Source organism: Paenarthrobacter sp. TRD_SC_7 (assembly GCF_056156245.1).
The window spans coordinates 1358429-1372433 of the sequence record NZ_CM149587.1; the positions used below are offsets into that span (position 1 = coordinate 1358429).

At 62.4% G+C, this 14005-nt stretch carries 15 protein-coding genes and 2 pseudogenes; 9 read left to right on the plus strand and 8 right to left on the minus strand.

Annotation, left to right across the window (positions count from 1 at the left end):
- Window positions 1-6: 6 nt before the first annotated feature.
- Together AC0J5Z_RS06740 and AC0J5Z_RS06745 are read right to left on the minus strand one after the other, a co-directional pair.
- A pseudogene (locus tag AC0J5Z_RS06740) lies at window positions 7-1235 on the minus strand (IS110 family RNA-guided transposase).
- Window positions 1236-1453: 218 nt separating this feature from the next.
- Window positions 1454-2302, minus strand: coding sequence for an HAD family hydrolase (locus AC0J5Z_RS06745; protein WP_475038357.1), 849 nt, complete (start codon window positions 2300-2302; stop codon window positions 1454-1456).
- A 104-nt stretch (window positions 2303-2406) separates the two neighbouring features.
- On the opposite strand from AC0J5Z_RS06745, the gene AC0J5Z_RS06750 reads away from it, so the two are divergent.
- Together AC0J5Z_RS06750 and AC0J5Z_RS06755 are read left to right on the plus strand one after the other, a co-directional pair.
- Entirely contained in the window at window positions 2407-2661 is a 255-nt protein-coding gene (locus tag AC0J5Z_RS06750; RefSeq protein ID WP_475038358.1) for a glutaredoxin family protein, read from the plus strand.
- Between the two features lie 72 nt (window positions 2662-2733).
- On the plus strand, window positions 2734-3441 hold the full coding sequence (locus AC0J5Z_RS06755; RefSeq protein ID WP_011775918.1) for a redox-sensing transcriptional repressor Rex: 708 nt from the start codon (window positions 2734-2736) through the stop codon (window positions 3439-3441).
- A gap of 48 nt (window positions 3442-3489) precedes the next feature.
- Here the strand turns inward: AC0J5Z_RS06755 and AC0J5Z_RS06760 are convergent, their stop codons facing one another.
- From AC0J5Z_RS06760 to AC0J5Z_RS06770, 3 genes are all read right to left on the minus strand, one after another.
- Entirely contained in the window at window positions 3490-4284 is a 795-nt protein-coding gene (locus AC0J5Z_RS06760) for a hypothetical protein (RefSeq protein ID WP_475038361.1), read from the minus strand.
- Between the two features lie 262 nt (window positions 4285-4546).
- A complete protein-coding gene (locus AC0J5Z_RS06765; protein ID WP_475038363.1) occupies window positions 4547-5245 on the minus strand; it encodes a hypothetical protein in 699 nt (232 codons plus the stop codon).
- A gap of 165 nt (window positions 5246-5410) precedes the next feature.
- Window positions 5411-5962, minus strand: a complete 552-nt coding sequence (locus AC0J5Z_RS06770) for a YceI family protein (RefSeq protein WP_144650915.1) — start codon at window positions 5960-5962, stop codon at window positions 5411-5413.
- Between the two features lie 207 nt (window positions 5963-6169).
- On the opposite strand from AC0J5Z_RS06770, the gene AC0J5Z_RS06775 reads away from it, so the two are divergent.
- The 6 genes and pseudogenes from AC0J5Z_RS06775 to AC0J5Z_RS06800 form a co-directional block, all read left to right on the plus strand.
- Window positions 6170-6835 carry a histidine phosphatase family protein gene (locus AC0J5Z_RS06775; RefSeq protein WP_475038366.1) on the plus strand — a complete coding sequence of 222 codons (666 nt, stop codon included), beginning with the start codon at window positions 6170-6172 and terminating at the stop codon, window positions 6833-6835.
- Between the two features lie 4 nt (window positions 6836-6839).
- Complete coding sequence (locus AC0J5Z_RS06780) at window positions 6840-7445, plus strand: TlpA family protein disulfide reductase (protein ID WP_475038367.1); 606 nt, start codon at window positions 6840-6842, stop codon at window positions 7443-7445.
- 5 nt (window positions 7446-7450) lie between these two features.
- Window positions 7451-8206 (plus strand): cytochrome c biogenesis CcdA family protein, encoded by a 756-nt coding sequence (locus tag AC0J5Z_RS06785; RefSeq protein ID WP_475038369.1) that lies wholly within the window; start codon window positions 7451-7453, stop codon window positions 8204-8206.
- Window positions 8206-9909, plus strand: coding sequence for a cytochrome c biogenesis protein ResB (gene resB, locus AC0J5Z_RS06790; RefSeq protein WP_475038371.1), 1704 nt, complete (start codon window positions 8206-8208; stop codon window positions 9907-9909). Before AC0J5Z_RS06785 ends, resB begins: the two co-directional genes overlap by 1 nt.
- Window positions 9909-10976, plus strand: coding sequence for a c-type cytochrome biogenesis protein CcsB (gene ccsB / locus AC0J5Z_RS06795; RefSeq protein WP_475038373.1), 1068 nt, complete (start codon window positions 9909-9911; stop codon window positions 10974-10976). The genes resB and ccsB overlap by 1 nt, the downstream gene beginning before the upstream one ends.
- Before the next feature lie 175 nt (window positions 10977-11151).
- A pseudogene (locus tag AC0J5Z_RS06800) lies at window positions 11152-11568 on the plus strand (Hsp70 family protein); the annotation flags it as partial.
- On the opposite strand, the gene AC0J5Z_RS06805 reads toward AC0J5Z_RS06800, so the two are convergent.
- A complete protein-coding gene (locus AC0J5Z_RS06805) occupies window positions 11568-12173 on the minus strand; it encodes a hypothetical protein (protein ID WP_475038375.1) in 606 nt (201 codons plus the stop codon). The pseudogene AC0J5Z_RS06800 and the gene AC0J5Z_RS06805 overlap by 1 nt on opposite strands.
- Window positions 12174-12179: 6 nt before the next feature.
- The gene (locus AC0J5Z_RS06810) at window positions 12180-12620 is read right to left on the minus strand and encodes a PLD nuclease N-terminal domain-containing protein (protein ID WP_475038376.1); all 441 of its coding nucleotides are present in this window, start codon (window positions 12618-12620) and stop codon (window positions 12180-12182) included.
- An 87-nt stretch (window positions 12621-12707) separates the two neighbouring features.
- Between AC0J5Z_RS06810 and AC0J5Z_RS06815 the strand changes: the two genes are divergently transcribed.
- Complete coding sequence (locus AC0J5Z_RS06815; protein ID WP_475038377.1) at window positions 12708-13019, plus strand: DUF4229 domain-containing protein; 312 nt, start codon at window positions 12708-12710, stop codon at window positions 13017-13019.
- A gap of 74 nt (window positions 13020-13093) precedes the next feature.
- Here AC0J5Z_RS06815 and AC0J5Z_RS06820 read toward each other — a convergent pair whose 3' ends face one another.
- The gene (locus AC0J5Z_RS06820; protein WP_475038378.1) at window positions 13094-13975 is read right to left on the minus strand and encodes a 1,4-dihydroxy-2-naphthoate polyprenyltransferase; all 882 of its coding nucleotides are present in this window, start codon (window positions 13973-13975) and stop codon (window positions 13094-13096) included.
- Between the last annotated feature and the right edge of the window lie 30 nt (window positions 13976-14005).

The following is a 14005-nucleotide window of genomic DNA, read 5'->3' on the forward strand; positions in this document are numbered from 1 at the left end:
TTTTCGTCAAGGGGTTGTGGGTGTCGGGGGTTTGTAGAGGGTGCCGTCGCGGAGCATTGCGTAGAGGGTGTCGCAGCGTCGTCGTGCGAGGGCGATGAGTGCTTGGTTGTGGCGTTTGCCTTCGGCTCGTTTGCGGTCGTAGTAGGCCCGTGAGAGTGGGTCTTTGAGGGCTGCGAAGGCTGAGAGGAACAGGGTTCGTTTGAGGACTTTGTTGCCTTTTCTGGAGGAGTGGTCCCCGCGGATGGAGGATCCGGATCGCCAGGTCACGGGGGCCAGTCCTGCGTAGGAGGCCAAGTGCCCGGCGGTGGGGAAGTCTTTCCCGGCGACTTCGGTGAGGATTCGTGCGGCGGTCCTGATGCCCACGGCCGGCAGGGACATCAGGACCGGGTGAAGAGGGTGGGCCTCCACGAGAGCTTCGACCTGGGTCAGGACCATGGTGCGGCTTTCATGGAGACCGGCCAGCATGGTGGCGAGTTGGGGCAGCACGATGGTCGCGGCGTTCGTGCCGACAACAATGACTGTTTGCTGGCCCAGGGCCTCGATGATCTCATCGGCCAGGCGTTCGCCCATCCGTGGCGCGAGTTTAGTGAGCCGGTTCCCAATCTTGCGCCGGCCGGCGTGGCGGAGCGCTTCGGGGGTGGGCCAAGTCCGCAGCAGATCATGGACTGCGGGGTGGTCCATGTAAGGTCCCAGCACCCTTTCCAGGGCGGGGTGGATCTGGGTGAGCAGCCCACGGATCCGGTTCGAGGTCGCCGTTGCCTGTTTGGCCAAGTCATCATCGAACCCGCAAAGCATGCTCAGTTCAGCGAGCTGCTCATCGGCTAACCGGACCGAGCGCAGTGTATGGGGCATCGTCCTGGCGGCCTCGGCAATGATGAACGCGTCCCGGGCATCGGTCTTCGCCTCTCCAGGATGCAGGTCCGCGATCCGGCGCATCGCCAGCCCAGGCAGGTACCCGACCAACACACCCGCGTCCTGGGCCACAGCCACCGGCAACGCCCCGATCGTCGCGGGCTGGTCAACGACCAACAGGACCCGCCCGTTCTGCGCTAACCCGGCGAGGATGTCCCGGATACCGGCTTCATCGTTCGGTAAACGCTTGTCCAGCAGCTTCTTCCCGGCCCGGTCCAAGGCAACAGCGTGATGGACGCCCTTGCCCACATCCAAGCCAACGAAAATCTCTGCAGCGTCATGGTCCTTGATCACCTTCGGCACCTCCAACTCAGCGGACTCATTTCCAGCTGGCCTGCCACGGTGTCAGGACCCGGCACCCACGTTACGCACGACGATCACACTGTCCTGCCCCTATCAGCGGTCTCCCGGCACCTACCAACCCCGGTGACAACACTCTCAAGATCATCGATCAACAGAGGGACTCAACCATGCCAGGATCAGCAGACCAGCACACCCATATCCTGCACCAGGAAACAGGCTACGAAAAAGGTAACGAGGGTTAGATCCGGGGGCCGCGGAACTTTGAGAATCCGCGCCACAAACCATACACAGCTCCACCGACGGTCGCGGCTTTGAGACCCAGCGTTGCCGCACGGCGTCCCGAGCGGAAATCGTAAACAGGCCAGTTGTTCTCACGGGCGTGCCGCCGAAGCTTCGCATCCGGGTTGATGACCACGGGATGCCCCACCATGGCGAGCAACGGGATGTCGTTGGCGGAGTCGCTGTAGGCCCAGCAGTGGTCCAGATCCAGTCCCTCGCGATCGGCCACGAGTTGGACCGCGATTGCCTTTGCAGGCCCATGGAGGATGTCGCCCACGAGCTTCCCCGTGTACACGCCTTCGTCCACCTCTCCCACAGTGCCCAAGGCACCGGTCAGCCCGAGCCGGGTGGAAATGACAGTGGCGACCTCAATGGGTGTGGCCGTTACAAGCCACACCTTCCGGCCGACCCGAAGGTGCTGTTCCGCCAGCGCCTTGGTTCCCGGCCAGATCCGCGACTCGATCATCTCGTCATAGACCTCTTCGCCCAAGGCCTTGATGTCATCTACGGTGATGCCTGCAGCAAGGGTCAGCGCGGAGTCGCGTACAGAGTGGACGTCTTCCATGTTTTCGCCGCGCATGACGAACTTAAACTGCTTCCAGGCGAATCCGGCGGCTTGGGAAAGTGTGAACGCTTTGCGTTCATACATTTTCCGCGCCACGTGGAAGAGGCTTGCACCCTTCATCAACGTATTGTCGACGTCGAAGAAGGCGGCTTCGCCAGCGTGCTTCCGCACGATGTCTTTCTGCACACTGTGCTTCTGCACCAAGGCATCTGCGACCACGGCGGCGTTCTTCTCCTCGGGCATGCCTTGAGTCTAGTCAATCGAAGGGGCCCGCGTTGAGGGCGCACGGGCGGTGTCGCGGCACTGCGTGGGATGTGAGAGAGGGTTGGGGCGGTTACCTTTGAGACATGGCTATTCCCGACGTCGTTCTCCTCACCAAAGCTGACTGCCACCTCTGCACAGAGGCGCGTGCCGCCGTCGAGCGTGTCACGAAAAGCCTTGGCGTGCAGTGGACTGAACAGAAGATCGACGGCGACCCCCGACTGCAGGAGCGCTTCGCAGAGGAGATTCCCGTGGTGCTGGTGGATGGCATTCAACGGGATTTTTGGAAGATCGACGAGGAACGGCTCACGCGCACCCTGAAGAAAGTCCTGGAGGGCTGAGGGGTTACCCGCTGGTAATGGCTTTTGTTGAGTCCGGCCGGGGGTCATAGAGTGGAACAACAAAGCGACGCAATGGAGAATACCGTGACTGCGCTGGAACCGTCCCCGGAAGCAACAACCGGGGACAACGAACCTGCCACCAAGCAGATCCCGCCCGCGGCTGTGGCCCGGATGACTCTCTATTTGCGCGCGCTCAACTCTCTCTTGGCCGAAGGTGTTGAACGCGTTTCCTCGGAAGCCCTGGCGGAGGCCTCGGGAGTCAGCTCATCCACGCTCCGAAAGGACCTTTCCTATGTGGGCTCCTACGGGACCCGCGGCGTGGGCTATGAAGTCCAGTACTTGAGCCGTCACATCGCGGCAGCCCTTGGCCTGACCCACGACTGGAAGGTCGCGATTGTCGGTGCCGGTAACCTCGGCAAAGCCCTCGCACGGTATGGCGGCTTCGAGTCCCGGGGTTTCGACGTGGTTGCCATCTTCGACGCTGACCCCATGGTGATCGGCAACGAGGTGGGCTGGTTGCGGGTCAGTGACTCCGCCGAGCTGGAGCGTGTCCTGGAGCGCACCCACACTAACATGGTGGTGCTGGCGCTACCTGCAACGGTTGCCCAGGCTGTGTGCGACCGCGTGATCGCAGCGGGGATCCGGAGCATCCTGAGTTTCGCCCCAGTGCTGCTGCAGGTCCCGCCGCACGTGAACCTCCGCAAGGTGGACATGGCCACCGAGCTCCAGATTCTGGCCTACCATGCACAAAGGGCGCAGACACCGGGCCAGGCTGTTTAGCCTTCGCCGGGTCCGCGCCCGCGTTTTAGTGCTTGGAAGCGTGCGTGTTTAGCGGCCGTAAGGGTTCTGGTACGGGTTTCCGAAAGGCTGCGCCTTACGGAAGTACGGAGCCGACGCCGGCAGGTACAGCATGACGATCGCTGCAACTCCGAGCAGGATCACGATGAGCTGCATGATGCCGTAGGTGGCACCGAACTGAAACAAGCCGGTGAGGCCGAGGACAGAGATGGCAGCGAAGACCGTGCCCAGGATCCTTGCCCAGTTCTTGCCCTTCCGGACGGGGAAAGCAACCAAGGCGTAGAGGCCCAACGACACGATTGCACCGACAACGGCGCCGACTGCGATGGCGCCCCGCATGCCTTCAATTGATTCCGCAGGGAACTCGGTACCCTGCTGTGCGGCCTGCTGGTTCATTACATTGATGAAGGCATCGGCTCCTGTTGTGGCCAAGAGCAGCGAGCTGATGGCGGAGAGCACTCCGGCTGCAACAATCATCCAAAACGCGTAATTAACCATCGGCGGAATGGTGGTGGGGCCGGGCTGCTGGCTCGGCCAGTTGGTGTCCTGACCGTACTGCGGAGCACCGGGAACCTGACCATACGGAGAGGCCTGCTGGCCATACTGCGGAGCAGCAGGGGACTGCTGCCCGTACTGGGGCGCTGCGGGCTGTCCGTATTGGGGAGCAGCAGGGGACTGCTGTCCGTACTGAGGCGTGGCAGGCTGACCGTACTGGGGTGCCGGGGGCTGCGGTGCAGAAGGCTGGGGAGCTGAGGGCTGGGAGCCCTGCTGCTCGGGCTGGTTGGCGTCGCCCGGGTTTGACGGCGGGTACGGCGGGTTGCTCATGGCATTCCTTTGCTTGTTCGACTGCTGGTGCGGCCGCCGGGATCAGCAAAATGACCCTGCCCCCAGCGTGGTTCTGCTACCACCGTACCTCCCGGGTCCGACGCTGCAGATGATCACACGCAGGTATTTCAGGCTCACAGGAAAAATCATCATGTCGGCTTACGCCTTCATGATGAAGGCCGCGAGGATCCAGGAGGATCCGCCCGCGGCCTTCATCGTGCGTTCCCGCCGTTAACGCACGACGACGGCAGTTCACTCAGCGCTATGCGTGGCCCTTCACGGCTTTGAACCAGAGCTGCGAATTCGGCATCCACATCAGCACGACGGCGACTGCGCTCACCAGGAAGCCGAACCAGTTGCCGCCCAGGCCCATTCCCGAACCACCACCACTTGCCGCTCCGAAGATTGCCAGCAGCAGGGAAACGCCGGCCAAGATGGTCAAAGCCAGGCGAGCCCACTCTTTGCCTTCCTTCATCTTCATGGCAAGGATCACTTGCGCGGCGGCGACGGCCAAAGTGAGCAAAAGAAGGATCAGTGCGATGGCAGCGAAGCCCGGAGCAAACGCGAAGGCGGCGATCACGGCAAAGAACGCAATGAGGCCAAACAGCAAGCCCAGAAGTCCGGAGATCACCCAGATGAAGTAGGAAACCTTCAGCTCCGTTGGCAGGCCTTGGGTTTTGAACATTCCCGAGAAGCCGCCCTGTGGCATGACGTCGTTGAAACTACGCGGTCCGTCAGTGGGCATCTCGAAGTGGAAACCAGGCTGCCCGGAGGCGGGCTGGCCGGGTCCTGGCTGAGGCGGTCCGGGCTGTGAGTATTGGCCCGGTTGCGACGGCGGCTGGTAACCCGGGGGCGGTTGGTAGCCCTGCGGAGGCTGGTGACCCGCAGGAGGAACATTGCCGGGCTGCGGAGGCTGGGAGCCGGGCTGCTGAGGCTGTGGTGTTTCGTCTGGGGTACTCATGGCATCACTTTAGACCGCGGGTTGAAGGATGCATAGGAAAAACGGCGCTAACTCGCAGCTAATACAGGCTGTTCGCCGAACAATTGCGGGGCGACTTCGCTAAATGCGAAACGGCGCCCCCACAGCGTGGACTGTGCGGGGCGCCGTTCTCCGAGAGCAGGGGAACTATGCGGCAGCCGGTGCGATGAAGGCAAGCTCAAGGTTGATGACAACCTTGTCGCTGACCAGTACGCCACCGGCTTCGAGGACGGCGTTCCAGGTGAGGCCGAATTCCTTGCGGCTGATGGTGGTTTCGCCGGAGACGCCGGCGCGGGTGTTGCCGAAGGGGTCCACGGCAACGCCGTTGAATTCGGTTTCGATGGCAACTTCCTTGGTCACTCCCTTGATTGTGAGATCGCCCACGAGGTCGAAGCTGTTTCCGTTGGCCTTGACGTGGCGGGACACGAAGGTGATTTCCGGGAACTTCTCCACGTCGAAGAAGTCTTCGCCCTTGACGTGGCCGTCGCGGTTGACGTCGCCGGAGTCGAAGCTGGCGGTCTGGATGGTGGCGGTGACCTTGGAATCGGTCAGCGTTTCGCCAACTTCCAGGGTGGCAGCAGCATCTTTGAATTGGCCGCGGACCTTGCTGATGCCTGCGTGGCGGACGGTGAAGCCGATCTCGCTGTGGGAGGCGTCGAGGGTCCAGGTGCCGGTGGTGACGGAAGCGGGGAGGGTCATCATGGTGTTGCTCCTATATCGAGTGGTAGGTACTTCTTGCTTGCCTGGTCGAGCTCATTGCTTGAAGCGTCAACCGAGCTTCGTATCCAGTATAAACATGCATATGCATCTTTTATTCCAACTCCGTGGAACATTTCGGGAAAACTTTGAGTTCTACTAGCGGTAGAAGATTTCGGATCGCCCCGCTTCTTTGAGAAACTGGTAAACATGCCCCAAGCAACTGTCCATCTGCTTCGCCATGGCGAGGTCCACAATCCGGACGCCGTCCTCTATGGCCGACTGCCGGAATTCCACCTCTCCGAACGTGGCCGGGAGATGGCCCGGATGCTGGCGGACCACTTTGCGGCCCGCGCCAGCCGAGGCGCCAAGATCGTGCATTTGGTAGCGTCGCCGCTGACCCGCGCCCAGGAAACGGCCATGCCCACGGCCGAGGCGCTGAACCTGGAGATCACCACCGAACCGCGCATCATCGAAGCAGAGAACCACTTCGAAGGACTCCACCCCACCAAGAGCGAGTTCCTCAAGCCCAAGCACTGGTTCTACTTCAGGAATCCACTGCGGCCTTCCTGGGGCGAGCCGTACAAGGAGCAGGCAGCCCGCGTGCTGGCTGCGGTTGAAGATGCGCGTGTGAAGGCCATTGAACTGGGCGGCGACGGCGCCGAAGCCATTCTGGTCAGCCATCAACTTCCCATTTGGTCCACCCGGTTGACTGCCGAGGGCCGGCGCCTGGCGCACGATCCCCGCAAGCGCGAGTGCACCCTGACATCCCTGACATCCCTGACCCTCGACGACGACGGCAAGATCGTGCGCGTCGAGTACACCGAGCCTGCTGCCGTCCTGCTTCCCGGCGCGGCGAGCACCCCGGGAGCATAGAAGCATGGACAACAATCTTTCGCGCCGCGGCGTGCTGACCGCCGGTGGTGTCCTTTTCGCAGGACTGACCATGGGCCTGTCCGCGTGCGCCCAGGAAGACTCCCTTGCCAAGCAAGCCAAGGCCGGCGACAACAAGAACTATGTGGCCGGCGATGGTTCGGTGACGGAGTTCGCCAAGGCAGACCGTTCAGCCCCCGTGGCGCTCAAGGGCACTCTCTTTAATGGACAGACCGTAAAGCCGGAGGACCTCCAGGGCAAAGTCACTGTCCTCAACTTCTGGTTTGCCGCCTGTGCTCCGTGCCGCATCGAAGCCCCCCAGCTTGAAGCCCTGCACCAGGACTTCAAGGACCAAGGGGTGCAGTTCTTCGGCGTCAACCTGCGCGACGAACAAGCCACCGCCGAGGCCTTCGACAAAACCTTCAACATCACCTACCCGAGCTTCAATGACAAGGATGGGGCAGTGCTGCTGTCCGTATCCGGCATTGTGCCTCCTGGTGCAGTTCCCACCACCTTGGTCCTGGACAAAGAAGGCAAGGTTGCCTCCCGCGTGCTCGGCGAAATCGAAAAGAGCACCCTGAAGGCCCTCATCACCTCCGCAGTGGCCGAGTAGCACCCATGAACAGTCCCTTCGCCGAGACGATCCTCAACGGATCACTGCTGCTGGCTGTGCCAGTGGCACTGCTGGCAGGGCTGGTCTCGTTCCTTTCGCCGTGCGTGCTGCCCCTCGTCCCCGGTTACCTTGGCTACGTCACGGGACTGACCGGCGTCGACCTCCAGAAGCAGCGGCGGGGCCGCATGTTGGCCGGCATCGGACTGTTTGTCCTGGGCTTCTCGGTGATTTTCGTTCTCCTTGGCGGTGCCTTCGGACAGCTGGGGACGTTGTTGACCGGCCCCCAAAACGCCTGGATCACACAACTGTTGGGCATCCTGGTGATCATCATGGGCGTGGTATTCATGGGCGGCTTCGGTTGGCTGCAGCGTGACGCGAAGATCCAGGCCAAACCCCCGGCAGGTCTGTGGGGCGCGCCGCTCCTGGGCCTCACGTTCGGACTGGGCTGGGCGCCCTGTATTGGTCCGACGTACTCCGCGGTACAGTTGCTGAGCCTGTCCGGCGGTTCGTCTGCGGCCAAGGGAGCCCTCCTGGCGTTCGTTTACAGCCTTGGCCTTGGCATTCCGTTCCTCCTGATTGCGCTGGCTGTCCGCCGGGGCATGGGTGTCATGTCCTTCTTCCGCAAGCACCGGCTGGCCATCCAGCGGATTGGCGGCGGCATCCTGATCTTGCTCGGCATCCTGATGGCCACCGGTGTGTGGGGAACCTGGGTGACCGAGTTGCAGTACTGGTTCCAAAACGACGTGAAGTTGCCAATCTGATGAGCGAGTCCGTGAAAGCCAAGAAGAAGTCACCAGCCGCTGAAAGCACAGCGGACGGAAAACTCCAGCAGGCCAAGTCCGAGGCAGCCCTGCCCGCGCTCGGTTTCAAAGGCATGCTCCGGTGGGCGTGGACCCAGCTAACCAGCATGCGCACGGCCCTCTTCCTGCTGCTCCTGCTCGCCGTTGGCGCCGTGCCGGGTTCCCTGTTCCCGCAGCGGCCCGCGAATCCGTCAGTGGTCACGCAGTACATCAAGGACAACCCTTCCTACGGCGAGCTTCTCGACGCCCTGCAGCTGTACGACGTCTACTCGTCGGCCTGGTTCTCGGCCATTTACATCCTGTTGTTCATCTCCTTGATCGGCTGCGTCACTCCGCGCGCCATCGCCCACTACAAGGCAATGAAGTCGCAGCCGCCGCGCACCCCCAAGCGCCTTTCGCGCCTGCCGGAGTACGGCACCTTGGCTGTGCCTGCCGACGCCGGGATCCCGGCGTCGAAAGCCATCAACGATGCCGCCGGGCTGCTGAAGAAGCGCGGCTACCGCGTTGAGGTCAGGGACGTCGACGGCGCCCTGCCGTCCTTGGGAGCCGAGCGCGGCTTCCTGAAGGAAGTGGGCAACCTGGTGTTCCACACTTCCCTGATCGGGGTACTGGTGTCCGTGGCCATTGGCGGGCTTTACGGGTACAGCGGCCAGCGGATCCTGGTGGAGGGCGAGACGTTCGTCAACACCCTGGTGGGCTACGACCAATTTACGCCGGGCACCAACTTCCAGAGCAGTTCGCTCCAGCCGTACTCGATGCAGCTGGATAAGTTCGAGGCCAGGTTCGACCGCGAATCGCCCGGCAAAGCAGGCCAGCCCATCGACTACACCGCAGAAGTCACCACCAAGGAAACCCCGGATTCTCCAGGCAAGAAGGAAACCCTCAAGGTCAACGACCCCGTTTCCCTCGGAGGAACAAGCCTCTACCTCACCGGAAACGGCTACGCCCCCATGGTCACGGTCCGCGACGGCGAGGGCAACATCGCTTTCCAAGGTCCCGTAACGGCCAAGGTCCAGGGCGATAACTACTACTCCTCTGTGGTCATCAAGGTCCCGGACGCCAAGCCGGAACAACTCGGCTTTGTTGGCTTCTTCCTTCCCACAGCGTTCGTCACCGAGGACGGCACTTCGTACAGCGCTTCCCCGGAACTCTTTAATCCGCAGCTGAGCCTGAATTCCTTCTATGGAGACCTCGGCCTGGACAAGGGCGTGCCCCAGAATGTGTTCGAACTGGACGTCAAGGACCTGAAGCCACTCAACTCCCGCGACCTCGCAGCGGGCGGCATCACCCTGTCTCCGGGTGCAACAGTCGACCTGCCCGAAGGCAAGGGCAGCATCACGTTCGATGGCGTCAAGAAGTACATCGGGGTGGACATCCACCACAACCCCGGACAGCTGTACGCGCTGATCTTCGGTTTCCTCGCAGTCGCCGGCCTGGTCATGTCGCTGTACATCAACCGCCGCCGCGTCTGGGTTCGCGCCGGAACCCACGCGGACGGCCGCACCATGGTGGAGTACGGCCTGCTGGCACGCGGTGAAGACCACCGCTTGGCCGGCGAAGCCGCAGCACTCCGCGAAATCTTTGCCCGGGAATGGAACATCCCCGAGGCGCCGGACACGGCTACAACAACAGCAGGATCCTCCTCAACCTCGAAGGACCAGTAATGCCCGTCATCAACGAAACCCTGGGCCAGTACAGCGAGCTGTTCATGCTGTTGGCCGCCGGCACGTACACCGTGGCGTTCATCGCCTTTGCCTGGGACCTGGCGAAGAGCAGCAAGATGCTCCGCGCCGTGGACCTGAAAGCCGCGGCCAGCACCGCCGGCGAGAAGGTCACGGTTTCTGCAGGCCGCGTCGCAGCAGGCTTGGGAGGTCCCGACGCCGCTGGGCCGGCAGGCCGGGCAGAGCGTCCGACGTCGGGCCTCACCGTTGAGGGCGGCACCGCCGCCGGCGACATGAAGTACGCGGGCGAACGCCGGGCACCTGCCCGTGTGGCCGTCGCGCTGACCGTTTTGGGTGTGCTCATCCACGGCGCCGGCGTGGTGACCCGTGCCTTCGGCGCAGGCCGCGTGCCGTGGGGAAACATGTACGAGTTCCTCACCACGGGTGCCTTTGTTGCCGTAGCCGTCTTCCTGGTAGTTCTCATCCGCAGGGATCTCCGCTTCCTGGGCACGTTCGTGATCGGGCTGGCCATCATCATGCTGGTGGCTGCTTCGGCTGCTTTCTGGACCCCGGTGGGGCACCTGGTTCCTGCCCTGCAAAGCTACTGGTTGATCATCCACGTTTCCATCGCAGTTTTGTCCTCAGCTCTCTTCACCCTGACGTTCGCAATGTCTGTGCTGCAGTTGCTGCAGTCCTACCGCCAGAAGAATCTTGCCGCGGGCCGCGCGGACAACCTGGGCTTCATGCGACTCGTTCCGAACGCGCTTAGCCTGGAGAATCTCTCCTACCGGATTAATGCCATCGCCTTCATCGGCTGGACGTTCACCCTTATGTTTGGCGCCATCTGGGCAGAAAAGGCGTGGGGCCGGTTCTGGGGCTGGGATCCCAAGGAAGTCTGGACCTTCGTGATCTGGGTGGTCTATGCAGGCTACCTGCACGCCCGGGCCACACGGGGTTGGACCGGAACCCGTGCAGCTTGGTTGTCGATTGTTGGCTACGCCTGCGTCATTATCAACTTCACCCTCGTGAACACGGTTTTCAACGGCCTCCATTCCTATTCGGGACTCTAGTTCCACTTCCGGCCCTGAGCAGGAGAGTTATTCCGCATGCCCTGCTCATGCCTCGACAATGACAATTCGGTGTAGCAAGTAAGCCTTTTACCCGTCCGGGGCAGGTGCTAACTTGTTCAGAACCCGCTTGTGATGCAGCCCGCTAGCGACGCGCCGTGTTCTTTTCGAGGTAACCATGAGCTATGTTCTCGCCATTGACGTCGGAACAAGTTTTACCGCCGCAGCCCTTGTCAAACCTGGGCAAGGCCCGATTCCAGCCCCTGAAATCCTCGCCCTGGGATTGCATGGCAGCGCTGTGCCTTCGGTGTTGTTCTACGCCGAGGACCACCGGGTACTGGTAGGCGAAGCCGCCGAACGCCGGGGCCTGGACGACCCCCGGCGCATGGTGCGGGAATTCAAACGACGCATCGGCGATTCAGTGCCTCTGGCTGTTGGTGAGGCCTGGCTTGCCCCCGAGGACGTGTATGCCACCATGGCCCGGTGGGTGGTGGATAAGGCCGAAGAGCGCGAGGGAAGCGCTCCCTCGTCGATCATCATGACGCACCCCGCAGCATGGGGGCAGCACCGCATCTCGCTGGTCCTTGCGGCGCTCTATTCCCGCCGTTCGCTGAGCAACCAGGCGGTGGTGGACGGCAAGAACAACAAGATCAGGCCAGCCGCGGCCAGGATGAACTGGGCCGCCAAGAGAATTATGGCCAAGGCTCCGTCTGCCCCGGGGGCCACCACGAAGTCGGCGGTAATCACGGTGACAACCGCATGCAAGAGGACCAACGGCGCCAGCGCCCAACGAGCCCAGATGCGGCGTTTGAAGAGGACCGTCAGCAGGACCGCTTCCATGGCCACCACCAGGGCAAGCATGGTGAGGCTTCCAAGGAACACGACGGCGGTGGCCCCGTCCACCGCGTCGGCGTCGCCGTCGGGAACCATGCTTCCGATGACGCCCTTCAGGCGTTCGAAGTGGGAATCACGGCCGAGGAAGCCTGTCGCCACGACGCCGATTCCGGCCACAAAACTCGCCAGCCACAAGGACCGGGAGAGGCGTGCGGGACCTGGCGGCCTGTCCACCGCGGCAATAGGCGGCGGCGTGAACAGGGAAATGCCGGGGCGTGGCGGCGGTGGTGCGGAGGGTGATGCAGGCCCGCTGACTGATGGTGTGGAGGAAGGTGACTGCCGTGATCCATCAGCTTGCTGGGCCATGTTTCCCTACTTCAGCTCGTCGGTGTCATGGGGATCCGGCTCCGTGCGCTTGGCATCGCCGGGTTTGAGGCCATTGTTTTTGGTATCGCCGCTGCCATCGGATGGCTTGTCGCCGAGTTCGCGCTCCTTGGCCTCAAGGTCTGCCTTGAGCTTCTTCAGGCGATCGTCCTCTGCCTGGTTACGTCGGCGGGTTTCCAGGTTCCGGAGGAATTCGGGGTCGTCGTCCGGGGCTGTGGGGTGGCGGCGAACGGGCTTGGCCGTAGGCTTCCCGTAGGGCCGGCCGAAGATGAACCAGAGGATGGCGCCCAGCAACGGCAGGACGATCATGACCACGATCCAGGCCGGCTTGGAGATGCCTCGTGTTTGGTGGCCGTCCGTACGGATGACGTCCACCAGGGCATAGACAAAGATGACAAGAACAATAACGACGCCTACAACCCGGAGCATGCACCAAGTCTAGTCGCCGGAAGCCAATCACTGGACGCCCTGTTCCGGCTGTGATCAGAGTGCAACCATCCAGGCGGCTAAACTTGGATGGTGGCTTTCCTGAAGTATTCCCTCATCCGTCTGGCGCTGTTCGTGCCGTTGTTCGTGCTGTTCGCCTTTTTGGGGGTCGGCTGGATCCTGGCCGTGGTCTTCGCGGGGTTGATTGCTTTCGCCATCAGCTACCTGTTCTTCCAGAAACAGCGTGACGCCGCCACCGCAGCCATGCGGGAAAGATTCTCCGGGCGGGCCAAGCCCATCCGGACCGCGGGCGAGGTTGAAGACGCCGCTGCAGAGGACGGCCTGGTGGAGAAGAACCCGGATATCGCCGTCAACAACGACAAACGCCCGGGTACTGCCTAGAACTTCTTGTACAGCTGACGCCCCCAGGAAAGCTTCTTGGGGGCGTCAGCTGTACAAAAACTCGTACGAAAAACTCAGAAGCCGCGGCTCAGGATCAGCCCCAGCGAGAACAGCAGGCTGTAGCCGAGGTTGATCATGCCGGTCTGCTTGAGTACAGGGATGAGGCTCTTGCGCTTCTTGCCGTTCACCATGAGCCAGGCAGGCATCAGGCAGGCCGGAATCAGCAGCAGGACGATCAGCATCCATGGCTTGGTGGGTGCCAGGACGATCACCAGCAAAATGGCGACGGCCAGCATCAGTACGTAGCTTTCGCGGGCATGCCGGTCACCCAGCCGCACTGCCAGTGTCCGCTTCCCGGCAGCCGTATCCGTCGGAATGTCCCGGACGTTGTTGGCCATCAACAAGGCGCAGGCGATGAGGCCTGTTCCGATTGCGCCAATCACAGCTGCCAGGCTCACTTGGCCGGCCTGCGTGTAAGTGGTGCCAAGCGTGGCCACCAGGCCAAAGAACACGAAGACAAAGACGTCGCCGAGGCCCATGTAGCCGTACGGGTTCTTGCCGCCCGTGTAGCCCCAGGCCGCCAGGACGCACCCAATACCTACCAGGATCAGCCACCACGCCTGGGTGATGACCACCAGGATCAGGCCGCACAGCATGGCCGCCCCGAACAGGGCAAACGCAGCCCACTTCACCTGCTCCGGCTTCGCTGCGCCGGAACCCACCAGGCGCAGCGGACCCACGCGATCCTCGTCCGTGCCGCGGATGCCATCGGAGTAGTCGTTGGCGTAGTTGACTCCGATTTGGAGCAGGAGCGCAACAAGCGCAGCCAGGATCGCGTTCGGCAACCTGAACGCTTGGAGCTCGTACGCCGCTGCCGAACCGATCAGAACCGGCGCGATGGCCGCGGGCAGTGTGCGGAGCCGGGCTCCTTGAATCCATTGTGCAGCTGTCGCCACGTGTAGTACCTCGTGTATTTCGCGGTTGAT

Excerpts from the sequence above, each read along its gene's own strand:
- AC0J5Z_RS06745 (WP_475038357.1), bottom strand. The coding sequence starts at position 2,302 with ATGCCCGAGGAGAAGAACGCCGCCGTGGTCGCAGATGCCTTGGTGCAG.
- AC0J5Z_RS06750 (WP_475038358.1), top strand. The coding sequence starts at position 2,407 with ATGGCTATTCCCGACGTCGTTCTCCTCACCAAAGCTGACTGCCACCTC.
- AC0J5Z_RS06755 (WP_011775918.1), top strand. The coding sequence starts at position 2,734 with ATGGAGAATACCGTGACTGCGCTGGAACCGTCCCCGGAAGCAACAACC.
- AC0J5Z_RS06760 (WP_475038361.1), bottom strand. The coding sequence starts at position 4,284 with ATGAGCAACCCGCCGTACCCGCCGTCAAACCCGGGCGACGCCAACCAG.
- AC0J5Z_RS06765 (WP_475038363.1), bottom strand. The coding sequence starts at position 5,245 with ATGAGTACCCCAGACGAAACACCACAGCCTCAGCAGCCCGGCTCCCAG.
- AC0J5Z_RS06770 (WP_144650915.1), bottom strand. The coding sequence starts at position 5,962 with ATGACCCTCCCCGCTTCCGTCACCACCGGCACCTGGACCCTCGACGCC.
- AC0J5Z_RS06775 (WP_475038366.1), top strand. The coding sequence starts at position 6,170 with ATGCCCCAAGCAACTGTCCATCTGCTTCGCCATGGCGAGGTCCACAAT.
- AC0J5Z_RS06780 (WP_475038367.1), top strand. The coding sequence starts at position 6,840 with ATGGACAACAATCTTTCGCGCCGCGGCGTGCTGACCGCCGGTGGTGTC.
- AC0J5Z_RS06785 (WP_475038369.1), top strand. The coding sequence starts at position 7,451 with ATGAACAGTCCCTTCGCCGAGACGATCCTCAACGGATCACTGCTGCTG.
- resB (WP_475038371.1), top strand. The coding sequence starts at position 8,206 with ATGAGCGAGTCCGTGAAAGCCAAGAAGAAGTCACCAGCCGCTGAAAGC.
- ccsB (WP_475038373.1), top strand. The coding sequence starts at position 9,909 with ATGCCCGTCATCAACGAAACCCTGGGCCAGTACAGCGAGCTGTTCATG.
- AC0J5Z_RS06805 (WP_475038375.1), bottom strand. The coding sequence starts at position 12,173 with ATGGCCCAGCAAGCTGATGGATCACGGCAGTCACCTTCCTCCACACCA.
- AC0J5Z_RS06810 (WP_475038376.1), bottom strand. The coding sequence starts at position 12,620 with ATGCTCCGGGTTGTAGGCGTCGTTATTGTTCTTGTCATCTTTGTCTAT.
- AC0J5Z_RS06815 (WP_475038377.1), top strand. The coding sequence starts at position 12,708 with ATGGTGGCTTTCCTGAAGTATTCCCTCATCCGTCTGGCGCTGTTCGTG.